This is a genomic window from Pseudomonas sp. GW822-FHT06D10 (genome assembly GCF_058799535.1).
Window position 1 is genome coordinate 286281 of record NZ_JBXALN010000006.1, and the last position, 22661, is coordinate 308941.

At 64.6% G+C, this 22661-nt stretch carries 24 protein-coding genes and 2 pseudogenes; 15 read left to right on the plus strand and 11 right to left on the minus strand.

From position 1 onward, the window contains the following. The first annotated feature begins 49 nt into the window (after nt 1-49). Genes AC1RL5_RS21955 through AC1RL5_RS21970 form a run of 4 tightly spaced genes read left to right on the plus strand, consistent with a single transcriptional unit; the run spans nt 50 to nt 3537 of the window. Nucleotides 50-658: a paraquat-inducible protein A gene (locus AC1RL5_RS21955; protein WP_015636707.1), complete on the plus strand. Its 609-nt coding sequence runs from the start codon at nt 50-52 to the stop codon at nt 656-658. After that, on the plus strand, nt 658-1272 hold the full coding sequence (locus tag AC1RL5_RS21960) for a paraquat-inducible protein A (protein WP_011062811.1): 615 nt from the start codon (nt 658-660) through the stop codon (nt 1270-1272). Before AC1RL5_RS21955 ends, AC1RL5_RS21960 begins: the two co-directional genes overlap by 1 nt. Next, nucleotides 1265-2956 (plus strand): PqiB family protein, encoded by a 1692-nt coding sequence (locus AC1RL5_RS21965; RefSeq protein ID WP_015636705.1) that lies wholly within the window; start codon nt 1265-1267, stop codon nt 2954-2956. Before AC1RL5_RS21960 ends, AC1RL5_RS21965 begins: the two co-directional genes overlap by 8 nt. After that, a complete protein-coding gene (locus AC1RL5_RS21970; RefSeq protein ID WP_072450735.1) occupies nt 2953-3537 on the plus strand; it encodes a PqiC family protein in 585 nt (194 codons plus the stop codon). The genes AC1RL5_RS21965 and AC1RL5_RS21970 overlap by 4 nt, the downstream gene beginning before the upstream one ends. Before the next feature lie 103 nt (nt 3538-3640). Here the strand turns inward: AC1RL5_RS21970 and AC1RL5_RS21975 are convergent, their stop codons facing one another. Continuing rightward, the gene (locus AC1RL5_RS21975) at nt 3641-4558 is read right to left on the minus strand and encodes a LysR family transcriptional regulator (protein ID WP_011062808.1); all 918 of its coding nucleotides are present in this window, start codon (nt 4556-4558) and stop codon (nt 3641-3643) included. Between the two features lie 199 nt (nt 4559-4757). Here AC1RL5_RS21975 and AC1RL5_RS21980 point away from each other — a divergent pair, with 199 nt between their 5' ends. The 5 genes from AC1RL5_RS21980 to AC1RL5_RS22000 all read left to right on the plus strand — a co-directional run bounded on the left by AC1RL5_RS21980 (nt 4758) and on the right by AC1RL5_RS22000 (nt 9078). Continuing rightward, entirely contained in the window at nt 4758-5516 is a 759-nt protein-coding gene (locus tag AC1RL5_RS21980) for a 5-oxoprolinase subunit PxpA (protein WP_015636704.1), read from the plus strand. 95 nt (nt 5517-5611) lie between these two features. Then, complete coding sequence (locus tag AC1RL5_RS21985; protein ID WP_492589434.1) at nt 5612-5854, plus strand: acetyl-CoA carboxylase; 243 nt, start codon at nt 5612-5614, stop codon at nt 5852-5854. 10 nt (nt 5855-5864) lie between these two features. Then, nucleotides 5865-7238: an acetyl-CoA carboxylase biotin carboxylase subunit gene (locus AC1RL5_RS21990; protein ID WP_492589433.1), complete on the plus strand. Its 1374-nt coding sequence runs from the start codon at nt 5865-5867 to the stop codon at nt 7236-7238. After that, nucleotides 7235-8107 carry a 5-oxoprolinase subunit B family protein gene (locus AC1RL5_RS21995; RefSeq protein ID WP_125063091.1) on the plus strand — a complete coding sequence of 291 codons (873 nt, stop codon included), beginning with the start codon at nt 7235-7237 and terminating at the stop codon, nt 8105-8107. Before AC1RL5_RS21990 ends, AC1RL5_RS21995 begins: the two co-directional genes overlap by 4 nt. Then, complete coding sequence (locus AC1RL5_RS22000) at nt 8104-9078, plus strand: 5-oxoprolinase subunit C family protein (RefSeq protein ID WP_041119561.1); 975 nt, start codon at nt 8104-8106, stop codon at nt 9076-9078. Before AC1RL5_RS21995 ends, AC1RL5_RS22000 begins: the two co-directional genes overlap by 4 nt. Before the next feature lie 132 nt (nt 9079-9210). Here AC1RL5_RS22000 and AC1RL5_RS22005 read toward each other — a convergent pair whose 3' ends face one another. After that, the gene (locus tag AC1RL5_RS22005; protein WP_015636700.1) at nt 9211-10821 is read right to left on the minus strand and encodes an inorganic phosphate transporter; all 1611 of its coding nucleotides are present in this window, start codon (nt 10819-10821) and stop codon (nt 9211-9213) included. A gap of 241 nt (nt 10822-11062) precedes the next feature. After that, the gene (locus AC1RL5_RS22010) at nt 11063-12085 is read right to left on the minus strand and encodes a transporter (RefSeq protein WP_011062801.1); all 1023 of its coding nucleotides are present in this window, start codon (nt 12083-12085) and stop codon (nt 11063-11065) included. A gap of 855 nt (nt 12086-12940) precedes the next feature. Here AC1RL5_RS22010 and AC1RL5_RS22015 point away from each other — a divergent pair. From AC1RL5_RS22015 to AC1RL5_RS22025, 3 genes and pseudogenes are all read left to right on the plus strand, one after another. Further along, nucleotides 12941-13051, plus strand: a pseudogene (locus tag AC1RL5_RS22015) (hypothetical protein); the annotation flags it as partial. A gap of 228 nt (nt 13052-13279) precedes the next feature. Further along, nucleotides 13280-13984: a methyl-accepting chemotaxis protein gene (locus tag AC1RL5_RS22020; protein ID WP_370508325.1), complete on the plus strand. Its 705-nt coding sequence runs from the start codon at nt 13280-13282 to the stop codon at nt 13982-13984. Between the two features lie 110 nt (nt 13985-14094). Beyond that, nucleotides 14095-14538 (plus strand): hypothetical protein, encoded by a 444-nt coding sequence (locus tag AC1RL5_RS22025; protein ID WP_053159831.1) that lies wholly within the window; start codon nt 14095-14097, stop codon nt 14536-14538. 69 nt (nt 14539-14607) lie between these two features. Here AC1RL5_RS22025 and AC1RL5_RS22030 read toward each other — a convergent pair whose 3' ends face one another. Next, nucleotides 14608-14925, minus strand: coding sequence for a PepSY domain-containing protein (locus AC1RL5_RS22030; RefSeq protein ID WP_011062798.1), 318 nt, complete (start codon nt 14923-14925; stop codon nt 14608-14610). A 155-nt stretch (nt 14926-15080) separates the two neighbouring features. Here AC1RL5_RS22030 and AC1RL5_RS22035 point away from each other — a divergent pair, with 155 nt between their 5' ends. Beyond that, nucleotides 15081-15992, plus strand: coding sequence for a sterol desaturase family protein (locus AC1RL5_RS22035; RefSeq protein ID WP_019096096.1), 912 nt, complete (start codon nt 15081-15083; stop codon nt 15990-15992). Here AC1RL5_RS22035 and AC1RL5_RS22040 read toward each other — a convergent pair. Next, nucleotides 15970-16650, minus strand: a complete 681-nt coding sequence (locus AC1RL5_RS22040) for a helix-turn-helix domain-containing protein (RefSeq protein WP_065365397.1) — start codon at nt 16648-16650, stop codon at nt 15970-15972. The genes AC1RL5_RS22035 and AC1RL5_RS22040 overlap by 23 nt on opposite strands. Further along, on the minus strand, nt 16651-17778 hold the full coding sequence (locus tag AC1RL5_RS22045; RefSeq protein WP_011062795.1) for a glycerophosphodiester phosphodiesterase: 1128 nt from the start codon (nt 17776-17778) through the stop codon (nt 16651-16653). 247 nt (nt 17779-18025) lie between these two features. Between AC1RL5_RS22045 and AC1RL5_RS22050 the strand changes: the two genes are divergently transcribed. Next, nucleotides 18026-18361, plus strand: a complete 336-nt coding sequence (locus AC1RL5_RS22050) for a DUF2025 family protein (RefSeq protein ID WP_011062794.1) — start codon at nt 18026-18028, stop codon at nt 18359-18361. A gap of 54 nt (nt 18362-18415) precedes the next feature. Here AC1RL5_RS22050 and AC1RL5_RS22055 read toward each other — a convergent pair whose 3' ends face one another. Together AC1RL5_RS22055 and AC1RL5_RS22060 are read right to left on the minus strand one after the other, a co-directional pair. Then, complete coding sequence (locus AC1RL5_RS22055; RefSeq protein WP_492589431.1) at nt 18416-18739, minus strand: antibiotic biosynthesis monooxygenase family protein; 324 nt, start codon at nt 18737-18739, stop codon at nt 18416-18418. Continuing rightward, nucleotides 18736-19455: a CTP synthase C-terminal region-related (seleno)protein gene (locus AC1RL5_RS22060; RefSeq protein WP_492589430.1), complete on the minus strand. Its 720-nt coding sequence runs from the start codon at nt 19453-19455 to the stop codon at nt 18736-18738. The genes AC1RL5_RS22055 and AC1RL5_RS22060 overlap by 4 nt, the downstream gene beginning before the upstream one ends. Nucleotides 19456-19543: 88 nt before the next feature. On the opposite strand from AC1RL5_RS22060, the gene AC1RL5_RS22065 reads away from it, so the two are divergent. Next, nucleotides 19544-20422, plus strand: a complete 879-nt coding sequence (locus tag AC1RL5_RS22065; protein WP_492589429.1) for a LysR family transcriptional regulator — start codon at nt 19544-19546, stop codon at nt 20420-20422. Nucleotides 20423-20427: 5 nt separating this feature from the next. Here AC1RL5_RS22065 and AC1RL5_RS22070 read toward each other — a convergent pair whose 3' ends face one another. The 3 genes and pseudogenes from AC1RL5_RS22070 to AC1RL5_RS22080 form a co-directional block, all read right to left on the minus strand. Continuing rightward, complete coding sequence (locus tag AC1RL5_RS22070) at nt 20428-20967, minus strand: DUF1003 domain-containing protein (protein ID WP_072450722.1); 540 nt, start codon at nt 20965-20967, stop codon at nt 20428-20430. A gap of 89 nt (nt 20968-21056) precedes the next feature. Further along, nucleotides 21057-21605, minus strand: a complete 549-nt coding sequence (locus AC1RL5_RS22075) for a methyl-accepting chemotaxis protein (RefSeq protein ID WP_370508327.1) — start codon at nt 21603-21605, stop codon at nt 21057-21059. Further along, nucleotides 21603-22376, minus strand: a pseudogene (locus tag AC1RL5_RS22080) (PAS domain-containing protein); the annotation flags it as partial. The gene AC1RL5_RS22075 and the pseudogene AC1RL5_RS22080, both read right to left, overlap by 3 nt. Nucleotides 22377-22661 lie beyond the last annotated feature (285 nt).

A 22661-nucleotide genomic window follows, 5' to 3' on the forward strand; every position in this document is an offset into this window, starting at 1 on the left:
TTCGGGTTCCGTTCAGTGAACCTGCTGTCCTCCTGACTATCTGAAGGCCATGACTATTTCCCGTAACTGGATCATCTGCGAACACTGCGATTCGTTGTACGAGTCCGTGCCGCTCGGCAAAGGCCAGACGGCCCAGTGCTCGCGCTGTGGCGCGGTACTGGCCCGTGCCCGTTGGCTGAGTGTGCAGCAGCTGTTGGCCCTGTCGATCACCGCCGGGTTGTTGTTTGTCTTCGCCAATCTGTTTCCGGTGATCAAGATCAGCCTCGAAGGCCTGAGCAACGAGGCGACCCTCTGGCAATCGGTGGAGGCCCTGGCCCAGGGTCGCATCAGCCTGATTGCCGCGATCACCGGCCTGACCATCATTCTTGCGCCCTGCCTGCAGATCATCCTGCTGTGCTGGGTGCTGGGGTTTGCCAATGTGGGGCGCGCCGCGCCCGGCTTCAAGGCAAGCATGCGCGCTCTGGAGCACCTGCGGCCCTGGAGCATGCTGGAGGTGTGCCTGCTGGGGATCCTGGTGGCCATCGTCAAGCTGGCGGGGATGCTCGATGTGCATCCGGGGCTGGGGCTGTGGGCCTTGGCGATGCTCACGGTGCTGATCATCCTGATTTCCGGCAAGGACATCCGCTACCTCTGGGATGACCTGGAGGGCCGCTACTGATGAGCGCTCCACCCTACGCCCGGGACCACCAATTGATGCTGTGCCACACCTGCGGCCAGGTCTGCCAGGCGTCCGAGCATCAATGCCCGCGCTGCGATGCGCCGGTGCATGCGCGCAAGCCCAACAGCCTGGCGCGCACCTGGGCCTTTCTCCTGGCCAGCCTGATCTTCTACATTCCGGCCAACCTGCTGCCGGTGATGCACACCAGCATCTTTGGCAGCGCCAGTGAAAACACCATCATGAGCGGCGTGGTGGAGTTCTGGAAACACGGTTCCTGGGACATCGCCCTGCTGATCTTCATCGCCAGCGTGGTGGTGCCCTGCAGCAAGTTCTTTGTCCTCGGCACCCTGCTGGTGACCTGCCAGCGCCGCAGCCTCTGGGCCCAGCGCGAGCGGGCCAAGCTCTATCGTTTCATCGAGCTGATCGGCTACTGGTCGATGCTCGACGTGCTGGTGGTGGCCCTGGTGGCGGCCCTGGTGCAGTTTCGCGCCCTGAGTTCGATCGACCCGCGCATGGGTATTCTGTTTTTTGGTTTGGTGGTGGTGCTGACGATGTTGGCGGCCATGAGTTTCGATCCCCGGCTTATCTGGGACGCAGAGGTTGAAGATGTCTGATCATCCAGGTTCCAACGCAGCAAATCCCCCGCCCGTTCCTGGCGCTCCGGCGCTGCGCACGCGGCGTTTCAATGTCTCGCTGGTGTGGCTGGTGCCGATTGTCGCGGCCCTGGTGGGGCTGTCGATGGTGGTGCACAACTCACTCTCGGCGGGGCCGGAAATCAGCATCAGCTTCCAGACCGCCGAAGGCCTGGAAGCCAACAAGACCCAGGTCAAGTACAAGAACGTGGTGATCGGCAAGGTGACCTCCATCGCCCTGAGCGACGACCGCAAGAAGGTGGTGGCCAAGGTCGAGCTGGACCAGTCCGCCGAACCCTTCACCGCCGACGATTCGCTGTTCTGGGTGGTGCGCCCGCGAATCGGCGCCAATGGCATTTCCGGGGTCGACACCCTGCTTTCCGGGGCCTTTATCGGCGCCGATGCCGGCAAGTCGGAAAAACGCAAGGACAGCTTCAAGGGCCTGGAAACCCCGCCGCCCATCACCTATGGGCAGAAGGGCAAGCGCTTTACCCTGCACACCGACGACCTGGGCTCGCTGGACATCGGCTCGCCGGTCTATTACCGGCGCATCGAGGTGGGGCAGGTGGTGTCCTACCAGTTGGCCAACAGCGGCAAGGGCGTGGACGTGAAGATCTTCGTCAATTCGCCCAACGATAAGTACGTCACCACCGACACCCGTTTCTGGAACGCCAGCGGCGTCGACGTGACCCTCGGCGCCAACGGTTTGAAGGTCAACACCGAGTCGGTGTCGTCGATCCTCGCCGGCGGCATTGCCTTCGTCGAACCCAAGTACAGCCCCAATGCCAAGCCGGCTGACGAGAACGCCGAGTACACCCTGTTCGGCGACCAGGACACCGCCCTGGCGCCGCCCGACGGCGCGCCCTATTACATTCGCATGCGCTTCGACCAGGCCTTGCGCGGCCTGTCGGTGAATGCCCCGGTGGAGTTCCTCGGGGTGAACATCGGCAAGGTGGTGTCCATGGATCTGGACTACGACGAGCAGCGCAAGTATTTCCCGACCCTGGTCGGCGCGGTGATCTACCCCGAGCGGCTGGGCAAGGCCCACGAAAAGCTGGTGAAGCAGACCGGCGGCGAAGACGACGCCCGCTCGGCGAAACTGATCGGCGCCTTCGTCAAGAACGGCCTGCGCGCCCAGCCCCGCAGCGGCAACCTGTTGACCGGCCAGCTGTACATCTCCCTGGACTTTGTCACCAACGCCAAGCCGGTGGCCTATGACGCTACCGCACGGCCCCTGGAGATTCCCACTGTGCCTGGCAGCATGGACAAGTTGCAGGAGCAGTTGCAGGCCGTGGTGGACAAGATCAGCAAGCTGCCGATCGACTCCATTGCCGCCAACCTCAATGGCAGCCTGGCGGAGATGCAGAAGACCCTCAAACAGGTCAACGGCGAAGTGCTGCCACAGATGCGCGACACCCTGGAGCAATCCAAGAAGACCCTGGCCAGCGCCAACGAGAGTTTCTCCGAAGACTCGCCGCAGCGGCAGAAACTCGGCCAGGCCATGGAGGAAGTGCAGCGCACCGCGCGTTCGGTGCGGGTGCTCAGCGATTTCCTCGGGCGTCATCCTGAAGCGCTGATCCGCGGGCGCCTCAAAGACAATCAACCGGATGCCTACCAGTCGCCATCCTCCTCTGTTCGCGAATCCGTACCGGAAGCCCAGCCATGAAAACCCGTGCCCTGTTGCTCTGCCTGACCCTGGGACTTGCCGCCTGCAGCTCCGCGCCCACCCATTACTACACCCTGCTGCCACCGGTGGCCGAAGGCAGCAGCGCGGCCCGCACCGGGGGCCCGCAGTTCGAAATGTCCACGGTGCGGATTCCGGTCCAGGTGGACCAGCCGCAACTGGTGGTGCGCCAGGACAGCGGCACCCTGGCGATCCTCGAAACCCAGCGCTGGAGCGCGCCGCTGGTGGATGAGTTCCACGACGCCCTGGCCAGCCAGATGGAGCAGAAGCTGGGTACCCGCAACCTTGAAGGCCTGCCCAAGCAGCCCGGGCGCCCGGTGCTGTCGTTGCAGACCGATGTGCGGCGCTTCGAGTCCCTGCCCGGGCGCTATGCACTGATCGATGTGGTCTGGAGCCTGCGCCAGCGGGGTGAGGGCGGCCCGGCCCGCAGCCTGACCTGCAGCAGCCAGATCCGCCAGCCGGCGGGGGTGGAACTGAACAGCCTGGTGCAGGCCCACCAGCAGGCCATCGCCCAGCTGGCCGGGCAGATTGCGGGCGCGGCGCGTAGCTGGACCTGCCCCTGACTAGGTTTGTGTAGCCGCTGCCGCAGGCTGCGAACGTCTCCGTAGGAGACGCGTGGATCTTGAGGCCGCTGGAGGTTCGGCAAGAGATCGCCAAGCAAGGTGTTCAGCGCCGGGCGCTCAGTTGCTGGGGCGCCAGGAAGGCGTCGTGGAAATAATCGCGCAGGGCCTGCATGGCCGGGGTGAAGGTACGCTCGCGGTGCCAGGCCAGCCCCACGCTCATGGGCGTGACCGCATCGCTCAGGCTCAGGGTCTCGATACGCTTGCCTTCCAGTGACCAGGGCCGGTGCACCAGATCCGAGAGGATCGCCACGCCGCTGCCGTTGGCCACCATGCTGCGCACCGCTTCCACCGAGCTGGTGCGCACGCGCACCCGGGGCTGCTGGCCGGCCTGTTCCCAATAACGCATGGCGCTTTGCTCGGCTTCGTCGACGGTGAGCAGGATGAACGGCTCCTCGGCCACGTCCGCCAGGCTGATGCTGCTGCGCTCGCACAGCGGATGGTGGGCCGGCAGCCACAGCCGGCGCTCGGAGTTGAACAGGGTCTGCGAGACGATGTCCGGGTGCGTCAGGTTGGCGGTGAGTACCACTGCCATGTCGAAGCGGCCTTCCAGCAAGCCTTGCTCGATGGCCTGGCGTTCCTGTTCATGGAGCTCGATGGTGACGTCCGGGTGCCAGTGCTGCAGGCGCTGCAGGTGGTGCGGCAGGAAGTAGCCGATCACCGTGTAGCTGGCCGCCAGGTGCAATACGCCGCTGGCCCGATAGTCCGGCAACGGGCTGTTCAGGGCATCTTCGACGCTGCGCAGGATCACGTAGGCGCGGTTGAGAAAATGCCGCCCGGCATCGGTCAGATTCATGCCCTGGGCCGAGCGCACGAACAGCTGCACGGCGAGCATCGCCTCCAGCTCCTTGATCGCCGTGGTCACCGCCGACTGGGAAATATTCAAGTGCAGCGCCGCCTGGGAAATCTGCCCGATCTCGGCGGTAGCAACGAAATAGCGCACCTGGCGCAAGGTCAACGACACGGCCCATTCCCCTCTAACGCTGCAGGAGCCGGCTTGCCGGCGAAAGCGATCGTGCAAGCGCCTGCGCCGTCACGCATCACGCTGCCTGCTAGCTTTATCTGTTTTTCAGAACAAGCTCTATCTGATAATAGATCTTCCCAAGGGGTCAAGGGCGCTCTAATTTTCGTCGCACGAAGTCACGAGAGTTGGAGCAACAGTGATGCAGGCAGTGGATTTCAATTCGGACATGGGCGAGAGCTTCGGCCCGTGGACCATCGGCGATGGCGTCGACAACGAGCTGATGGGCTTTATCAGCTCGGCCAATATCGCCACCGGCTTTCACGCCGGCGACCCCGGCACCATGCGCCGCACCATCGAACAGGCCAAGCGCCTGGGGGTGGCCATCGGCGCCCATCCGGGGTTTCGCGACCTGGTGGGTTTCGGCCGCCGGCACATCAATGCCCCGGCCCAGGAGCTGGTGGACGACATGCTCTATCAGCTTGGCGCCCTGCGGGAAATGGCCCGGGTACAAGGCGTGAAGCTGCAGCACATCAAGCCTCATGGTGCGCTCTACATGCACCTGGCCCGGGACGAGGAAGCGGCGCGGCTGCTGGTGCAAAACCTGCGCCGGCTGGAGCCCGAGTTGCTGCTGTATTGCATGCCCAATTCGGTGATCTGGCGCGTGGCCCAGGAGCTGGGGCAGCCGGTGATCCGCGAGTTCTACGCCGACCGCGACTACGACCTCAGCGGCTCCATCGTGTTTACCCGCAACGTCCGCGCCCTGGACCCGGCAGCCGTGGCGGCCAAGGTGCTGCGCGCCTGCCAGACCGGCCTGGTACGCACCGTCGAAGGCGAGGAGCTGTTTCTCGAATTCGATTCCATCTGCCTGCACAGCGACACCCCCGGCGCCCTGGATCTGGTGCAGGCCACCCGCACGGCGCTGGATCAGGCCGGCATCGAGGTCCGCGCACCGCGCTGAGGCGCATCGATACGAAGCACCGCGCACAGACGCGGGGTTCATCTGGTTTTGTTTTTTTTGCCTGCCTTTCTACAACTATTCCAAAAGGAACAGACATGGCCGAATACAGTGTTATCACCCCCTTGCCGGGCACCTTTTATCGCAAGGCCACCCCGGAGTCGGCGCCTTTCGTCGAGGTCGGCGACAGCGTCAGCGCCGATGCCGTGATCGGCCTGATCGAAGTCATGAAGCAGTTTTCCGAACTGACCGCCGGGAGCGCGGGTCAAGTCAGCGCCTTTCTGGTGGAAGACGGTGATCCGGTGGAACCGGGTCAGGTCGTCGCGACGCTCGAACAGTGAGGGCCGGGGCATGACTGGATCAATCAACAAATTGCTGGTGGCCAACCGTGGCGAGATTGCCGTGCGCATCATTCGCGCGGCCAAGGCCCTGGGGATTCCCACCGTTGCCGCCTGCAGTGAGGCGGATGCCGATTCCATGGCCGCACGTATGGCCGATGAAGTGCAGATCATCGGCCCGGCGCGGGCCGACAAGAGCTACCTGAATGTCCAGGCCCTGCTCGGTACCTTGCAGGCCAGCGGTGCCAACGCGGTACATCCGGGCTATGGCTTTCTTTCCGAGAATGCCGATTTCGCCGAGGCGGTGGTCGAGGCCGGGGCGATCTTCGTCGGTCCCAGTGCCGAAACCATCCGCCGCATGGGTGACAAGGCCGAAGCCCGGCGCACTGCGCAGGCGGCGGGAGTGCCGGTGGTACCGGGCTCCCCAGGAGAACTCTTCGACCTGGACAGTGCGCTGGCGGCCGCTGAAGTCGTGGGCTTTCCGCTATTGATCAAGGCCAGTGCCGGCGGTGGCGGGCGCGGGATCCGCCTGGCCCAGGACGCGGCGCAATTGGCCGAGGAATTCCCTCGGGCGCAACGCGAAGCCCAGACCGCGTTCGGCAACGGCGCAGTGTACCTGGAGCGTTTCATTGGCCGTGCGCGGCACATCGAAGTCCAGGTGTTGGGCGATGGCAAACACGCGGTGCATCTGTTCGAGCGCGAGTGTTCGCTGCAACGGCGGCGGCAGAAGATCTTCGAGGAAGCGCCTTCGCCGGTGCTCAGTGCCGAGCAGCGTGAGCAGTTGTGCAGCAGTGCCGTGCGCCTGACCCAAGCCCTGGGCTACCAGGGCGCGGGCACTCTGGAATACCTCTACGACGACAGCACCGGCGAGTTCTTCTTTATCGAGATGAACACGCGGATCCAGGTGGAGCACCCCATCAGCGAGCTGATCACCGGTATCGATCTGGTCCAGGCCATGCTGCGTATTGCCGGGGGCGAGCCCCTGGGCCTGCGCCAGAGTGATATCCGGCTTAACGGCGCGGCCTTGCAGATGCGCCTGAACGCCGAAGATCCGGCGCGGGATTTCTTCCCCAGCCCGGGCAAGGTCGAGCAGTTGATCTGGCCGCAAGGCGCCGGGGTGCGAGTCGATAGCCACCTGTACCCGGGCTATGCTGTGCCGCCTTACTACGACTCGCTGCTGGCCAAGCTGATCGTCCATGGCCGTGACCGTGGCCAAGCCCTGGCCCGGGCGCGGATTGCCGTGGAGCACACCACCCTGACCGGCATGGCCAGCACCTTGTCGCTGCACCGTGAACTGCTGGCCGAACCCTGGCTGGAGCAGGCCGACTTTCACACCGGAACCCTGGAAACCTGGCTGGCCGAGCGCCGCGCCGGAGGTGTCGCATGAGCCAGCCGATCCGCTACAGCTTTGGTGCCGACGAGCACCTGTTCGCCGAAGTCAGCGACAGCATGTCCCTGGAAGCCTTCTTCAAGGGCATGGCGGTGACCCGCGCGGTGGAGCGCCTGGAATTGGATGGCGTGCTGGATGTGTGCCTGGCCAATGCTTCGTTCCAGATCCGCTTCGACCCGGACCGCATCGCCCCGCAGGATCTGCTGGAGGCGGTGCAACAGGCCGAGGCCTGCGCGGTGGCCGAGCGCAGCCTGCATACCCGGATCATCGAGATCCCGGTGCTCTACAACGACCCCTGGACCCATGAAACCCTGATGCGCTTTCGCGACCGGCACCAGGACCCCAGCGCCACCGATCTTGAGTACGCGGCGCGGATCAACGGCCTGGCGGATGTCGAAGCCTTTATCGCCGCCCACAGCGGCGCGCCCTGGTTCGTCTCCATGGTGGGCTTTGTGGCGGGCCTGCCGTTCATGTTCCAGATGGTCGAACGTGAACGGCAACTGCAGGTGCCCAAGTACCTGCGGCCGCGCACCGATACGCCCAAACTGACCCTGGGCCACGGCGGCTGTTTCGGCTGCATCTACTCGGTGCGCGGTGCCGGCGGCTACCAGATGTTCGGCGTCACCCCGGCGCCGATCTACGACCCGCAGCAACAGTTGGCCTACCTCAAGCAGCACATGGTGTTCTTCCGTCCGGGGGACATCGTGCAGTTCAAGCCCATTGACCGCCAGGCCTATGACCTTGCCGTGGCCGAGGTCGAGGCCGGGCGTTTCGACTTGCGCATCCGCGAGGTGGAGTTTTCCCTGGATGCCTTTCTCGCCGACCCGGTCGGCTATCCCACGTCGCTGCAGGAGGTGCTGGCATGATCAAGGTCATCAAACCGGGCCTGGCCACATCGGTACAGGACCTGGGGCGCGAAGGTTTCTATCACCTGGGGATTCCGCCGTCCGGGGCCCTGGACCAGTACGCCCTGAGCGCCGCCAACCAGCTGGTGGGCAACCCGGCGGGGGCAGCGGGGCTGGAGTGCACCTTGCTCGGCCCTGAGCTTGCATTCAGCACCGATGCCCTGGTGGCGGTCTGCGGTGCCCACATGACCCCCAAGCTCGATGGCGTGGACATGCACCTGGACACCGCCTTTGCGGTCAAGGCCGGGCAAGTGCTGCGCTTCGACTTTCCCAAGGCCGGGGCCCGGGCGTATCTGGCGGTGGCCGGTGGCATCGATGTGCCGCTGGTGTTGGGCAGCCGCTCGACTTACGCCTTGGGTACCCTGGGTGGTTTCCAGGGCCGGCGCCTGGTGGCGGGTGATGAGCTGCCGGTGGGCGTGGACAGCGGCAAGAGCCGCCCGGGCGCCAGTCTGCCCATGGCGCTGCGCCAGTCCCTGGGCGGCGAAATCACCCTGCGGGTGGTGCCGGGCCTGTACTACGAACGTTTGAGCGAGGCGGCCAAGGCCAGCTTCTTCGCCGAACCCTGGACCGTGGGCTCGGAGGCGGACCGCATCGGCTATCGCTTCAAGGGCGGCAGCGCCTTGAGCTTCCAGCCCAGGGAGCAGCCGTTCGGTGCCGGTTCCGATCCGTCGAACATCGTCGACAGTTGCTATCCCATCGGTTCGATCCAGGTGCCGGCGGGGCTCGAACCCATCGTCCTGCACCGGGACGCGGTGTCCGGTGGTGGCTACGCGATGATCGGCACGGTGATCAGCGCCGACCTCGACCTGATCGGCCAGATGCAGCCCAACCAGAAGGCCCGTTTTGTCGCGGTGACCCTGGAAGAAGCGCTGGAGGCCCGGCGTTCCTACAAGAAAAAGCTCAGTTGCCTGAGCAAGTTGTTCCCTTCCTGACCCTCTTGCTCGTGTAGCCGCTGGGAGCCTGAGGTTGCTGCAGGTTTGGCGAGGGATCGCCAGGCAAGGCCCCGCGGGCCTTTTCGCAGCCTCGCAGGCTCGGCAGCGGCTACAGAGGGGGAGGCACGCCCCTCAGAAGAGCTGAGTGAACAACCAGTACAGGCTGCCGGACAGCAGGATCGCCGCCGGCAGGGTCAGCACCCAGGCCATGGCCAGGTTGCGGATGGTGCGCATCTGTAAGCCGCCGCCATTGGCCACCATGGTCCCGGCCACCCCCGAGGACAGCACATGGGTGGTGGACACCGGCAGGCCGAACATGTCCGCCGCGCCGATGGTCAGCATCGCCACGGTTTCCGCCGAGGCGCCCTGGGCGTAGGTCAGGTGGGTCTTGCCGATCTTTTCGCCAACGGTGACCACGATGCGCTTCCAGCCCACCATGGTGCCCAGGCCAAGGGCGATGGCCACGGCGATCTTCACCCACAGCGGAATGAAGCGCGTGGCGTTGTCGATCTGTTGCTTGAACAGTTGCAGTTTGTCCCGGGTGTCCTGGTCGAAGTGGCCTACCTGATTCTTGTCCATCAGGCGGATCGCCTCGCTGGTCAGGTACATGTCGTTGCGCACGTTGCCCATGGCTTCGGCGGGCACCTTGGCCAGCGAACCGTAGCCCTTCACTTCAGTGCCGATGGCGCCGGTCAGGGCGGCCAGCGCGGGGATCAGTTCCGGTGTCGCTTCCTTGCTGCGCATGTACTCCGAGAGCACCGCGCGGGAATCGGCCGGCGCCGGTTGCGGGGCACTCTTCACCAGGGCCTGTTGGGTGACTTCGGCCACCGCGGCGAATTGCAGCGACTGGTCGGCGGGCATGGTGCGGTTCAAGGCGTAGGCCATGGGCAGGGTGCCCACCAGGATCAGCATGATCAGGCCCATGCCTTTCTGGCCGTCGTTGGAACCGTGGGCGAAGGACACGCCGGTGCAGGTCAGGATCAGCAGCCCGCGAATCCACCAGGGCGGCGGTGCGTCGCCCTTGGGTGCCTTGTACAGGGCACGGTTCTTGACGAACAGGCGCAGGGCCAACAGCAGCAGGGCGGCGAACACGAAGCCGATCAGGGGCGAGAACAGCAGGGCGTAGCCGACCTTGGTGGCCTGGCCCCAGTCCACGCCGCTGGTGCCGTCGCGGCCATGCATCAGGGCATTGGCCACGCCGACACCGATGATCGAGCCGATCAGGGTGTGGGAAGACGAAGCCGGCAGGCCCAGCCACCAGGTGCCGAGGTTCCATAGGATGGCGGCGATCAGCAGGGCGAAGATCATCGCGAAACCGGCGGAGGAACCCACCTGCAGGATCAGTTCCACCGGCAGCAGGGCGATGATGCCGAAAGCCACCGCGCCGCTGGACAGCAGTACGCCGAGGAAGTTGAACAGGCCGGACCAGACCACCGCGAACTGCGGCGGCAGCGAGTGGGTGTAGATCACCGTGGCCACGGCGTTGGCGGTGTCATGGAAACCGTTGACGAACTCGAAGCCCAGGGCGATCAGCAACGCCACGCCCAGGAGCAGGAACGGGGTCCAGGTGGTGACCGTGGTGCCCAGCTCGTGCATGTCGTGCACCAGGCTGTAGGCGGTGAACAGCAAGCCCATGGCCAGCACCGCGAAGAAGGCGACGAGGGTGAAGGGGCCGGGCTTTTTATCCAGTTGCGGTTTGCTGTCGAGGTTGGACGAAGCGGCAGTCAGGGACGGGGTGGCCATTGCTGGACAATCCTGTGGCGAGAAGGAGTGCTGCCCATGATCGTTGCTGAATGTTACAGGGAGGCTGCCTCAGGTCATGGTTTACGCAATTGAGCCGTTCCGTTGATCAGATCGATCACGCACGACCATCCCTCCATCCCGCTCATCCCGCAGGAGCCGGCTTGCCGGCGAAGAGGCCCTCAAGCCAAGCACCTGCCTTGGCGGACACCTTCGCCGGCAAGCCTGCTCCTACAAGGCGGGGTCAGTAGTCCTGGCGCTTGCGGAAGGCCCAGCGCCCGGCGATCACGGTGAAGGTGGCCACCAGCGCTACCAGGATCCAGAAGCCCTCCGGGTCGCCGGAGAACGGAATGCCACCGACGTTCATGCCAAAGAAACCGGCGATGATGTTGATCGGCAACGCCAGCACCGTGACCACCGTCAGGGTGAACAGGGTGCGGTTGGTCTGTTCGTTGAGGTTGGCGGCGATCTCTTCCTGCAGCAGCTTGATCCGCTCCCCCAGGGCGGTGAGGTCGTTGATGATCAGGGCGAACTCTTCGGTGGACTTGCGCAGCTCCTTGACGTCTTCCTTTTGCAACCATTGCGGCGGGCGGTTGAGCAGGCGCAGCAGCGAGCCCGGCTCCAGGGCCAGCAGCCGTTGCAGGCGCACCAGCACCCGACGCATGGCCCCCAGTTCGGCACGGTTGGTGGAGACCCGGGCCGCCAGCAACTGGTCCTCGATCTGATCCACGCTGAGGCTGGTCCGGCGCACGATCTGGGTCAGCACTTCGCCCTGGTCCCGTAGCAGGTGCACCAGCAGTTCCAGGGGCGAGCGAAAGCGTTCTCCGGCCTTGACCGAGGAGCGCAGCTTGTCCACCGAGTGCAGCGGCTGCAGGCGGGCGCTGACGATCAGGCGGCTGCGGGCGCAGACCCAGAGGGTGGAGATGTCCGAGGAAACCATGCTGCCGAAGTTGAACACCACGTCGTTGACCACCGCCAGCAGGGCCGAATCCACCTGTTCGATGCGGGTCGAGCGCGAGCCTTCGTGCAGGGCCTCGAAGAATTCGTCGGGCAATTGCAGGTGGGACTTCATCCAGCGCTCGCACGCGGCGTGAGCCAGGTTCAGGTGCAGCCAGAGGAACTCCTCGCTGTCCTCGGGGTGTTGCAGGGCTTGCAGGGCCTTGGCCGAGTCCAGTTCGCGGCCCCGTTCGCCGGGGCGAAAGCTGAAACCGTAGAGCAGGCCGAACAGATCGGAATCACGGTGACTCTGGTCGATGCTGTGGTTCATGGAGTCTCGCAGGAGGGACAGTGCCTGGCGCGGGTTTCTCAGGTTCACTTGAGCCCCATCATGGCAAGGCTTTTTGACATTTTTGTGACGTTTTGAAGTGCATGATGGAGCCCGTCATACCGATGGTCGGCGGCACTCAAGATTGTCTTGCGCAGGCCGATCACACACCTACGCTGCACTCATTCGACCCCTCTCGAATGCGCCTTACAGGGATGTTCGGCACTACGCATGCCTTCATCGGGCCTGCTCTATCCCTGCCATGAGATCTCCTCGATGTTTTTGCAAAAATCCCTGAGAGCGCAAATCCTTGCCCTGCTGAGCGGTAGCCTGCTGGCGATGTTGTTGATCGCCCTGGCGAGTTTTCATTTGCTGTCCGGTGGCGTGCAGAGCTACCGCGAGCTGATTGAAGGTCCGCTGCGCAGTTCGCAGTTGATCGACGAGGCCAACCTGCAGTTCAAGAGCCAGGTACAGGAGTGGAAGAACGTATTGTTGCGGGGCAAGCAGCCCCAGGAGTTGAACAAGTACTGGCAGCAGTTTGAAGACCGCCAGCGCGATGTGCAGAACATCCTCGGCCAGCTGGTGCAGACCCCCGGGCTGGACGCCTCCCTCAAGAGCCGGGTGCAGCGCCTGGCGGATGAGCACCGGCAGTTGGGTTCGGCCTACCAGAAGGGCCGCGATGCCTATGTGGCCGGCGGTGCCGATCCGAGTGCCGGCGATGCCGCGGTCAAGGGCGTGGACCGGGCCACCAGCGAGCAGATGAGCGAACTGGTGACCGAGCTGCGCCAGCACGGCGACCGGCAGTCCGCCGAGATCAGTGCAGCGGCCGACCGCACGGTGTGGCTGGGTATTCTGGTGATGCTGGCTTCCGGTTTGCTGATCGGTCTGCTCAGCCTGTGGCTGGTCAATCGCAGCCTGGTGCAGCCGATCCGTCAGTTGATCGACTATGTCGCCCAGCTCAGCCGCGGCCAACTGGCCCAGCGGGTGGCCAGCGAGCGTCAGGATGAACTGGGCAAGCTGGCGATGGCCGCCAACACCCTGCGGGATTTCCTGGCCCAGACCTTCGCCAGCTTGCAGCGCAGTGCCTCGGACCTGGACAGTTCCAGCGGCGAGCTCAACTCCATCGCCACCCTGATGTCCCAGGGCACCAACGAGCAGTTCAACCGCACGGACCAGGTGGCCACGGCGATGAACGAGATGTCCGCCACCGCCCAGGAAGTGGCGCGTCACGCCGCCGACGCCGCTCGTGCCGCAGACGATGCCGACCAGTCGGCGCAGCAGGGCGAACAGGTGATGCAGCAGACCATCCACAGCATCACCCAGATGCGTGGCGAGATTGCCAACACCGCCACCGTGATCCGCCGGCTGGAGGCCGACAGCGGGCGCATCGGCAAGGTCCTGGAAGTGATCCAGGGCATTGCCGAACAGACCAACCTGCTGGCCCTCAACGCGGCCATCGAAGCAGCCCGGGCCGGTGAGGCCGGACGCGGTTTTGCCGTGGTCGCCGATGAAGTGCGCAGCCTGGCGCAGCGCACCGCGGCCTCGATCACCGAGATCAACCAGATCATCCAGAGCGTGCAGACCGGGGCCGTGGATGCGGCCCAGGCCATCGAGAGCGGCCAGTCCCGCAGCGAGCAGAGTGTGCAGCAGGTGACCGAGGCCGGGGCCATGCTCGAGCGCATCACCGAAGCGGTAGAAGCGATTCGCGACATGAACCGGCAGATCGCGACCGCCGCCGAGGAGCAGACGTCGGTGGCCGAGGACATTTCCCGCAATCTCACCGAGATCACGTCCATCGCCAGTACCAATCTGGACAACGTGCAGCGCACCGAGGCGGCGAGCCGCAATCTGCACGGCCTGTCGGGGCAGTTGAGCGAGGTCACGGCGCGCTTGAGCGCCTGAGGCCGGCCGGGGTGTATCGGCCTGCTTACCAGGCCGATACACGATCACTCTCAAGTGGCCGGGGCGGGTGTCGATGACCGGGTATCTTCACACCCGACAGGACTCACACCATGGTCAGCATCACTTCCATCGCGATCAACCAGACCCAGGTCAGCCCGAGCAAGACCCGCATCGCCGGCAGTTCGGACAGCGACACTTCAGCGACCTCCACCGCCAGTACCACTGCTGCCAGCGACGCGACCAAGGCGCCGGCCACGGGTGCTGGCGCGGCCGGCGGCAGTTCCAGCAGCGATGATTCCAGCAGCGACTCGGTCAAGCAGTTGCGCAAGCAGATTGCTGAACTGCAAAAGCAATTGCAGGAGCAACAGCAGCAGTTGCAGGCCGCGCAGAGCAAGCAGGAAAGTGCCGATGCCAAGGCCGCGCAAGTAGCGGCAGCCCAGGCTCAGGTGGCCAGCACCAGCGCTTCGTTGCAGACCGCCACCGCGGCCTTGTTCCAGGCCCTGCAGCAATCCCAGAGCAGTACTTCAGGCTCCCTGGTCAGCACCAGTGCCTGACTGATCCGCACGCCCCAACGCACAAGGCCGCGCTCCCGAAGCGGGGCGCGGCCTTGTAGGGGCGGGGGGTTACTTGTCTTGCTTGTTGCTCAGGACCTTGCCGGTCTTGGCATCCAGGTCCACGTCCCACTCGATGCCTTTGCTGTCGCGCAGTTCCACCTGGTAGACGTAGGCGCCAGTGGCGGTCTGCTCGAGCTCGGTGTCGGTGATGCTGGCGGCGGTGGTGCCCGGGTGCTGGGCGAGGGCGGCCTGGTTGAGTTTTTCCAGGTCCATGATGGCGCCGGACTTGAGCAGGCCGGGGATCAGGTCCGGGCGCACATCGGCTTGGGCCAGGCCAGCGGTCAGGGTCAGGGCGGCGGCTGCGAACAGGGCGGAGAACTTGGTCATGGGTTGATTCCTTGGGGTGATGGGTTTCGATGGGCACAGGTTAGCCAACGCAACTTAATTCACCCTTAATTCAGGTCACTCTTTGCGTCGTTTGTTCAAGCCGCGCCCCGGCATCGGGTCGCAAGCTGCGGTTTTCCCTACAGGAGCTGCAGCAAATGAAACGAATGCTTGCATGGTTGTACGCACCCTTGGTGTTTGCCGGGTTCATCGGCGCCGGGGTGTGGTGGATGAGTGCTGGGCCGGCGTCTGCCAGCGGGTTGTTGGGGGTGTTCGGGGCTGCGCTGGGGGTGTCGTTCCTGGCGGAATGGTGCTTGCCCTATGAGCCTGGCTGGAACCGTTCCCAAGGCGACCGGCTGCGCGACAGCCTGCATGCCCTGGTCAATGAAAGCCTCAATGCGCTGGGGCTGCTGGCGTTGCCCGGGCTGGTTGCGCTGCTGGCCCATGATGGGCTCTGGCCCCAGGGCTGGCCGCTCTGGGGGCAGTTGCTGCTGGCCATCGTGATCGCCGATTGCGGCATTACCCTGGCCCACTACGCCAGCCACCGCCTGGCCTGGCTCTGGCGTTTGCATGCGGTGCATCACAGTGTGCAGCGCATGTACGGTTTCAATGGCTTGCTCAAGCATCCCCTGCACCAGTTGATCGAAGCTTCGGCCGGGCTGCTGCCGCTGGTGTTGCTGGGCATCCCGCTGCCGGTGGCGCAGTTGCTGGCCCTGGCCATTGCCGTCCAGCTGCTGTTGCAGCATTCCAATGTCGACATGCGTCTGGGGCCTTTGCGCTGGATCTTCGCCTGGGCGCCGGTGCATCGCTTTCACCACATGAAGTACGGACGCGCCGGGGATGTGAACTTCGGGCTGTTCTTCAATCTCTGGGACTGGCTGCTGGGCACCGCGTTTTATCGCGATGACTATTGCATGCGCCAGGGCGACCTGGGGATTGGCAGCCGTGCCGACTACCCGGTGGATTACTGGCCGCAGTTGCTGGAGCCGTTCAAGGCCCAGCGCTATGGGGCAGAACCCGTGGTGCCCGAGCAGTTGCGCCGGCGCGTCAGACCAGCAAGCGGGGCTTGAGGTGCTTGAGGGCCTGGCTGGCGGTGACGCCGAACAGGCTCTTCAGGGTGCGGGAGAAGTGCGCGCTGTCGGCGAACCCGGCGCCGTGTGCCGCGCCAGTGTGGGTCTGGCCCTCCAGCACCAGGGCCATGGCCAGGCGCAGGCGGCGCCAGAGCACCAGGCGCCTTACCGGCAGGCCGACGTCACGGGCGAACAGACGCTCCAGCTGGCTCAGGGATACATGGGCCCGGGCCGCCAGTTGCGCGGCCGCCACCTTGCCCTCCAGGGCGGCATCCACGGCGTGCAGTGCCCGCGCTACACGTGGGTCGGCAACGGGCTGGCGCGGGCAACGGCGCAGCGCCGCTTCCAGGCCGGGCAGTGAGGGTTCGGCGCCACTGACGCATGCTTGCAGGTCTTCGACGGCGATCAGCAGCGGCTCGGCGTACACCGTGAAGGCCTGCTCGGGAGCCTGAACGATGGCGTGGCGCTGCAAGGCCGGGATCAACAGGTAATGAGCGCTCTGCAGCCCGCCCGCGAGCGCCACCGTGACCGGTTGCCCGGGGGCGATGATCAGTTGATGGGCATAGTGGGCATGGGGCTCGGTTGGCCCCATCGCCCCGTGGATCAGGCCGAAATCCCGGCCCAGCCAGAGCTCGCCGTGCCAGTGCGAAACCGCCATTCAGTAACCGCTGGCGTCCAGCAATTGCGCCACGCTGGCACTGGCCGGCCGCTTGAAGTACTTGAGCAGTTCGGCACTGCGGTTGGTGAAGATGCCATCGACCCCGGCATCCATGACCTTCTTGAAGTCCACCGGCTCGTCGATGGTGTAGACGTGCACCAGCAGGCCCTGGTCGTGGGTGTACTGGTTCATCCAGGGTTGCACCAGGTCCGAGTAGCTCTGCTCGCCACCGCCGGTCAGGGCCGCGGAAGGGCCGGTGCCGATGGCACCCTGGGCCTTGGCGAAATCCACCCAGCGCTTGAACTCGGCCTGGTCCTTGGGCTGCTGCCGGGCATAGAACGCGGCCTTGTCGGTTTCGCCGCTGCTGGCGAAGCTCTGGCCGGACGCGGGTTCGATACTGCCGGGCGCGACCCACAGCAACAGCACTTTCGGCACGTTGGGCATTGCCTGGTGCAGCAGTTCCAGGCTGTGCTTGTCGAAGGTCTGCAGCACCACCTTGCCCTTGCCCTGGCCCACCGCCAGTTCGCTTTTCGCCAGCTTGGAACCGGCCGGGCTCAGCCAGCCACGGTCCTGGAGTTTTTCCTTGAGGTCGTGCTCGATACCGGGGAACAGCTGGGGTTCCTTGGTCTCGATATACAGCCCGGGCTTGTGCTGCGCATTGCCCTGGGCGATGTCGATGATTTCATCCAGGGTGAGGATCTTCAGCCCGGCAAAGCCCGGCCGCGCCCGCTCGGGGTGGGCCTGGTTGAACCAGCTGCCGGCGTCGAGGGTTTTCAGTTCCGCCATGGTGAAGGCGTTGGCCGGGCTGTCCTTGCGTTCGGGGAATTTCTGCGCCACGTCGGTGGTGCGTTGCAGGTTGTTGTCGTGCAGGGCGAAGAGCACGCCATCCTTGCTGCGTTGCAGGTCCATTTCCAGGTAGTCGGCGCCCAGGTCCCGGGCCAGCGTGTAGGAAGCCGCGGTGGATTCGGGGGCATCGAAAGAGGCGCCGCGGTGGGCGATCACCGCTGGCTGTGGAATCCCCTGGCGAGCGGCCAGGGCGTCCGGGTCAGGCTGTTCAGAGGCCTGGGCCAGTCCGCAAGCGAGCATCAGGCCCAGCATCAGGGCACAAGGGGTGAAGGTCGCGGGCATGCTCGAAATCCTTTCGTGGGGGCGTGTGCAAGGGGATATCTTTTAACAACTCGATGACGCTTGTGCTATCTCCAGAGCGACATAAATCCCTCTCATTTGCATTTTTCAGCGCTTTTTTCCGGCGCTTTGCAGTACTCTTGGGCGCTGCAGTTTCCCCATCAGAGGGAGGCCCTGAAAACTCCGCTGTCCCTTGCCTCGCGTGTAGACCATTGATCACCTGTCCTGCGGGACTCTAGTGAGGTTTACCATGAGCATCACCTCCGAACTCATCTGTCAGGCTGCCGACCAGCTCAAGGGCTTTGTCGGCTTCAATCGCAAGACCGGTCGCTATATCGTGCGCTTCAGCGAAGACTCCTTTGGCATGGACGTGGCCGACGACGCCATCGTGCCGGCCCACGAGTTTGTCTGGGCGCCGGTGTCGGACCAGGCCATGAGCCTCAAGCGCGAGCAGATCCAGCTGCTGCTGGATCAGAACATCGACGACCGGATCAATATCAGCGAGCCGCTGCGGGTATACATGCGCCGCAGCGACTTGCCGGAAATCCAGGCGGTGCGCAGCCTGCTGTCGACCACGCAGGGCTGATGCGTGCCCCCGAGCCGTCACCCGGGCGGCTCGGGAATCCGTGCCGAAGCGGGCTCAGCCTGGAAAGCCGTAAGCCCGTTGGACCTTGCTCACCCGGGTGCTGAACTGGCGATACCACTGTGCCCGACCGCGCTCGCGGATCGCGCTGTGTTCGGGGTGCTGCTTCCAGGCCAGGATCGCCGCTTCGCTGCTCCAGTACGACACGGTGATGCCGAAGCCGTTCTCACCTCGTGCCGATTCGACCCCGAGAAACCCCGGCTGCTGGCGCGCCAGTTCGAGCATGCGTTCGGCTGCCTGTTCATAGGCGGGGTCGGCCTCACCGCGCTGGGAACTGAAAATCACGGCGTAGTAGGGCGGTGCGGGAGTCCGGTCAGTCATGCTCGGCACTCCCGGCAGGCCGTGAGCAAGGCCCTGACCAGAGGCGGTGTGCGGTCCTGGAGGGCCGCGCGCTCGGGTTGGAACAGGGTGGCGACGAAGAACGGATGCTCGTCCAGTTCCATGCTGCGCAGGTCCCCGGCGCTGTCATGGCCAGTGGGGAGCAAGGTGCCGCTGAGCAGGGCGCCAGCGAAGTCCGGATTGACGCCATAGCGGCAGCGATAACCTTCCTCGATGCAGGTTGTGCCGTAGGCCCTGGCGATGCGGCTGTTGGCGCGCAACTGAATCGAGCCCCGGGCTTCCACCAGGGCGCAACTCAAGGGCGTGAGCAGCACGCGCTCGGCGTCGGGCGCGGTTTCGCCGTGTTCAGCATCCGCCCAGCCCAGCACATTGCGGGCGTATTCCAGGACCGCGTGCTGAAAGCCGCCACAGGTACCGAGAAATGGCCGCTGCTGTTCACGCGCCACGCGGATCGCCAGCAGGGCACCCTCGATGTTGCGGTAGGGGCTGCCGGGGACACACCAGATACCGTGGAAGCCCTCCAGGTCTTTCTCCTGGTGCAGATCGGCGGTTGCCAGCCACTGGTATTCCATTGGGCCGGCACCCTCCTGCGCTGCCCGCTCCAGGGCCAGGGGGATGGCCTGGTGCGCGGTGATCTGTGGGTCGTAATCCCCCACCAGGGCGATACGAATGGTCGGTGCTGGTACCTGTGGATGCATGGAACTCTCCGGTTGTGACCCTGACTTGTCGATGGCCTGGGCCCACTATAAATTGGCGCCTACGCAATCAATATTGGCGTTTACCCAAATGATCATTGCACCAGCGCACTATCAGTTGGACTACCCCGATCTCTCATTGATCCTGGCCCTGGTTCGCGGCGGCTCCCTGGCGCGTGCTTCGGCCCTGCTCAAGGTCGATGTCTCGACGGTGTTTCGCGCCGTGCGCCGGCTGGAGGCCGGGCTGGGCCAGCAGTTGTTCGACAAGAGCCGCGCCGGCTACTTGCCCACCAGCCTGGCCCAGGCCCTGGCGCAGCAGGCAGAACATGCTGAACAGGCCCTGGAAGCGGCGCGTATCGGCGTGGCCCGGGGCGGCGAAGTGGTCAGCGGCACGGTACGCCTGACTTGTACCGATTCGGTGTTGCAAGGCCTGTTGCTGCCGGCCCTGGCGCAGTTCATGGCGAACTACCCGGCACTGGTCATCGAGCTGTGCACGTCCAATGATTTCGCCAATCTCAACCGGCGTGATGCGGATATTGCCGTGCGCCTGACCGCGAGGCCTCCAGAGCACCTGGTGGGGCGCTGCCTGGGGGCGGTGTCCTACCGGGTATGCACCAGCCCGGCCTATCGGCAACGGGTCGACTGCACTGATCTGTCGCGGCTGGCCTGGATCGCCCCGGACGATTTCCTGCCCGATCACCCCACCGTGGTCTGGCGTCGCCAGCAATGGCCCGGCGTACAGCCCAGTTACCGCTGCAACAGCATGCTTTCGGTTACCGAGCTGGTGCGCGCTGGCCTGGGCGTGGCCGCGCTGCCGGATTTCCTGGTGGGCAGCGCCGGGCTGGAAGCGTTGAGTGAACCCCTGGGCCAGGAAACCGCCCTGTGGCTGCTGACCCGCCCGGACTGTCGGGCCTTGCGTTTGGTGGTGACACTGTTCGACGAGTTGGCGCGGCACCTGCGCTGGCCCTGAGGCCTTCAGGCCTTGGATTGATCCTTGCGCACGAAATGCTCATGCATCTCGCTGGTGAGATTCTCGATGCGCTCGGTCAGTTGCTTGGTCATTTCGGTCAGGCGGGTGTTCTGTTCCAGCAGCTCCATCAGTTGCGTGGTGGTCTGTGCGGCCTGGGCCTGGCGTTCGCTGTTGGCAACGGCCAGGGCTTCGCGGTGCTGCGCATCGGCATCCGCCTGGGCCTTGTCCCGCGCGGCCTGGCGGGTCTGTGCGAGGAGAATCAGCGGGGCGGCATAGGCCGATTGCAGGCTGAAGGCCAGGTTCAGCAGGATGAAGGGATAGACGTCGAAATGGGTGACGCCGGTCAGGTTCAAGGCCACCCAGACCAGCACCACCAGGGTTTGTGCGCCGAGGAAGGTCGGGGTGCCGAAGAACCGGGCGAAGGCTTCGGCCTTCAAGGCGAAGTTATCGGTGCCGAAGGTCGGCGCCAGGTGGGCATGGGCGCGATGAAAGCGCAGGTGGTCGATGACCGGAGTGGTTTTCTTCGGGGTGTCGCTGGAACTCATGATGGCCTCCGCCAGGCACTGGGACGTCAGGCCACTATAGCCTCCCGGGCCAGGCCCGACGTCGCTCCCAATGCCGGGAAAGCCTGCCCTCAGGGGGCGCCGCGTTCGTTGGCGAACATGCTCACGGCCTCTACCGCCTCGCTGGCACCGTCGCGAATCTGCAGGATCACCGTGCCCGCCTGATCCGCCAGTTGCACGCCCTTGGCCGCCCGCTCCCGGGTACCGTCCATGCTCTTGATGGCTTGCTGCGTTTCGTTCTGGATCATGTCGATCATGCTGGAGATTTCCGCTGTCGAGCCGCTGGTGCGCGCCGCCAATTGCCGGACTTCATCGGCCACCACGGCAAAACCACGGCCCTGGTCCCCGGCCCGGGCCGCTTCGATGGCGGCGTTCAGAGCCAGCAGGTTGGTCTGGTCGGCAATGGCGCGGATGGTGTTGACGATGGCGGTGATCTGCTCGGAGCGTTCGCCCAGGCGCGCGATCAGCGATGAAGAACCCTCGATGTTCTCGGCGATCTGGCGCATTTCGCTGGCGGCTTGCTGGATCACTCCGGTGCCTTGTTCGGCGACTTTTCGGGTCTGCACCGAGATGTGATAAGCCTGGCTCGCGCTCTGGGCATCCTGTTCGTGTTTTTCCACCTGCTGGGTGACGTCGGCGGCGTACTTGACCACTTTGCACAGGCGCCCGCTGGCGTCGTAGACCGGGTTGTAGTTGGCTTCCAGCCACAGCGTACGTCCGTGCCTGTCGATCCGCTCGAACTGACCGTTGAAGAACTCACCCCGGTTCAGGCGGTTCCAGAAGTCCTGGTAGGCGCTGCTGTTGATCAGCTCGGGTTTGCAGAACATGCGGTGATGCTTGCCCTTGATCTCGGCCAGGCTGTAGCCCATGCGGCTGAGGAAATTGCTGTTGGCACCGATGATGCTGCCGTCGAGGTTGAACTCGATCACCGCCATGGCCCGGTCGATGGCGTCCAGCTTGTTTCGTGCCTCCACCTCTTCCTGCACTCGGGCGGTGACATCCAGGGCGTACTTGACCACTTTGTACACTGCGCCGGATGCGTCGCGGATGGGGTTGTAGCTGGCTTCCAGCCACAGGCTCTGGCCGTTGCTGGCCACCCGTTCGAAGGTGCCGGATTCGAACTGGCCGCTTCTGAGTCGGTTCCACAATTGCTGGTAGTCGCTGCTGCGAACGTACTCCGGGGTGCAGAACAGGCGGTGCGGCTGGCCTGTCACCTGGTCTTCGCGATAGCCCAGGGTCTGGAGAAAGTTGGCGTTGGCTCGCAGGACGTTACCCTGCAGGTCGAATTCGATCACCGCCATGGAGCGATCGATGGCTTCCAGCATTCGGGATTGTTCGGCAATGGTTTGCTGCAGGGAATCGATGGTCTTGTTGTGGCGGTTGAATAGCATGGTAGCTGGTGCTCTGTGGGAGAAACGTCGCGTCGATCCCTATTGAGTTCGCCGGTATGCCGAATGCTCCCCAGCGTTCGGCATTATCTGCTCAATGCCAGCGTTCCATGACTGACAGATAAATTCGCAGCGATGACGCGGGCGACGTTGCTGGCGTGCATCGTTGGCCGCATCAAGAGGAGACGTAGTGGCTGCGAATCGATTTAGTTGGATTGATGGGCTGCGGCATTTGTCCCCGAATGGAGGTCTTGTGCGGTAGCGAAGTGGCGGCATTATGATGGCAAT

What these genes read in the sequence shown, in the direction of transcription:
- AC1RL5_RS22055 (WP_492589431.1), bottom strand. Translation starts at nt 18,739, where the DNA reads ATGACTGACCGGACTCCCGCACCGCCCTACTACGCCGTGATTTTCAGT.
- AC1RL5_RS22020 (WP_370508325.1), top strand. Translation starts at nt 13,280, where the DNA reads ATGTCCGCCACCGCCCAGGAAGTGGCGCGTCACGCCGCCGACGCCGCT.
- AC1RL5_RS22035 (WP_019096096.1), top strand. Translation starts at nt 15,081, where the DNA reads ATGAAACGAATGCTTGCATGGTTGTACGCACCCTTGGTGTTTGCCGGG.
- AC1RL5_RS21965 (WP_015636705.1), top strand. Translation starts at nt 1,265, where the DNA reads ATGTCTGATCATCCAGGTTCCAACGCAGCAAATCCCCCGCCCGTTCCT.
- AC1RL5_RS22030 (WP_011062798.1), bottom strand. Translation starts at nt 14,925, where the DNA reads ATGACCAAGTTCTCCGCCCTGTTCGCAGCCGCCGCCCTGACCCTGACC.
- AC1RL5_RS21960 (WP_011062811.1), top strand. Translation starts at nt 658, where the DNA reads ATGAGCGCTCCACCCTACGCCCGGGACCACCAATTGATGCTGTGCCAC.
- AC1RL5_RS21955 (WP_015636707.1), top strand. Translation starts at nt 50, where the DNA reads ATGACTATTTCCCGTAACTGGATCATCTGCGAACACTGCGATTCGTTG.
- AC1RL5_RS21990 (WP_492589433.1), top strand. Translation starts at nt 5,865, where the DNA reads ATGACTGGATCAATCAACAAATTGCTGGTGGCCAACCGTGGCGAGATT.
- AC1RL5_RS21970 (WP_072450735.1), top strand. Translation starts at nt 2,953, where the DNA reads ATGAAAACCCGTGCCCTGTTGCTCTGCCTGACCCTGGGACTTGCCGCC.
- AC1RL5_RS22005 (WP_015636700.1), bottom strand. Translation starts at nt 10,821, where the DNA reads ATGGCCACCCCGTCCCTGACTGCCGCTTCGTCCAACCTCGACAGCAAA.
- AC1RL5_RS22050 (WP_011062794.1), top strand. Translation starts at nt 18,026, where the DNA reads ATGAGCATCACCTCCGAACTCATCTGTCAGGCTGCCGACCAGCTCAAG.
- AC1RL5_RS22065 (WP_492589429.1), top strand. Translation starts at nt 19,544, where the DNA reads ATGATCATTGCACCAGCGCACTATCAGTTGGACTACCCCGATCTCTCA.
- AC1RL5_RS22040 (WP_065365397.1), bottom strand. Translation starts at nt 16,650, where the DNA reads ATGGCGGTTTCGCACTGGCACGGCGAGCTCTGGCTGGGCCGGGATTTC.
- AC1RL5_RS22060 (WP_492589430.1), bottom strand. Translation starts at nt 19,455, where the DNA reads ATGCATCCACAGGTACCAGCACCGACCATTCGTATCGCCCTGGTGGGG.
- AC1RL5_RS22045 (WP_011062795.1), bottom strand. Translation starts at nt 17,778, where the DNA reads ATGCCCGCGACCTTCACCCCTTGTGCCCTGATGCTGGGCCTGATGCTC.
- AC1RL5_RS21980 (WP_015636704.1), top strand. Translation starts at nt 4,758, where the DNA reads ATGCAGGCAGTGGATTTCAATTCGGACATGGGCGAGAGCTTCGGCCCG.
- AC1RL5_RS21985 (WP_492589434.1), top strand. Translation starts at nt 5,612, where the DNA reads ATGGCCGAATACAGTGTTATCACCCCCTTGCCGGGCACCTTTTATCGC.
- AC1RL5_RS22000 (WP_041119561.1), top strand. Translation starts at nt 8,104, where the DNA reads ATGATCAAGGTCATCAAACCGGGCCTGGCCACATCGGTACAGGACCTG.
- AC1RL5_RS22025 (WP_053159831.1), top strand. Translation starts at nt 14,095, where the DNA reads ATGGTCAGCATCACTTCCATCGCGATCAACCAGACCCAGGTCAGCCCG.
- AC1RL5_RS22070 (WP_072450722.1), bottom strand. Translation starts at nt 20,967, where the DNA reads ATGAGTTCCAGCGACACCCCGAAGAAAACCACTCCGGTCATCGACCAC.
- AC1RL5_RS21995 (WP_125063091.1), top strand. Translation starts at nt 7,235, where the DNA reads ATGAGCCAGCCGATCCGCTACAGCTTTGGTGCCGACGAGCACCTGTTC.
- AC1RL5_RS22010 (WP_011062801.1), bottom strand. Translation starts at nt 12,085, where the DNA reads ATGAACCACAGCATCGACCAGAGTCACCGTGATTCCGATCTGTTCGGC.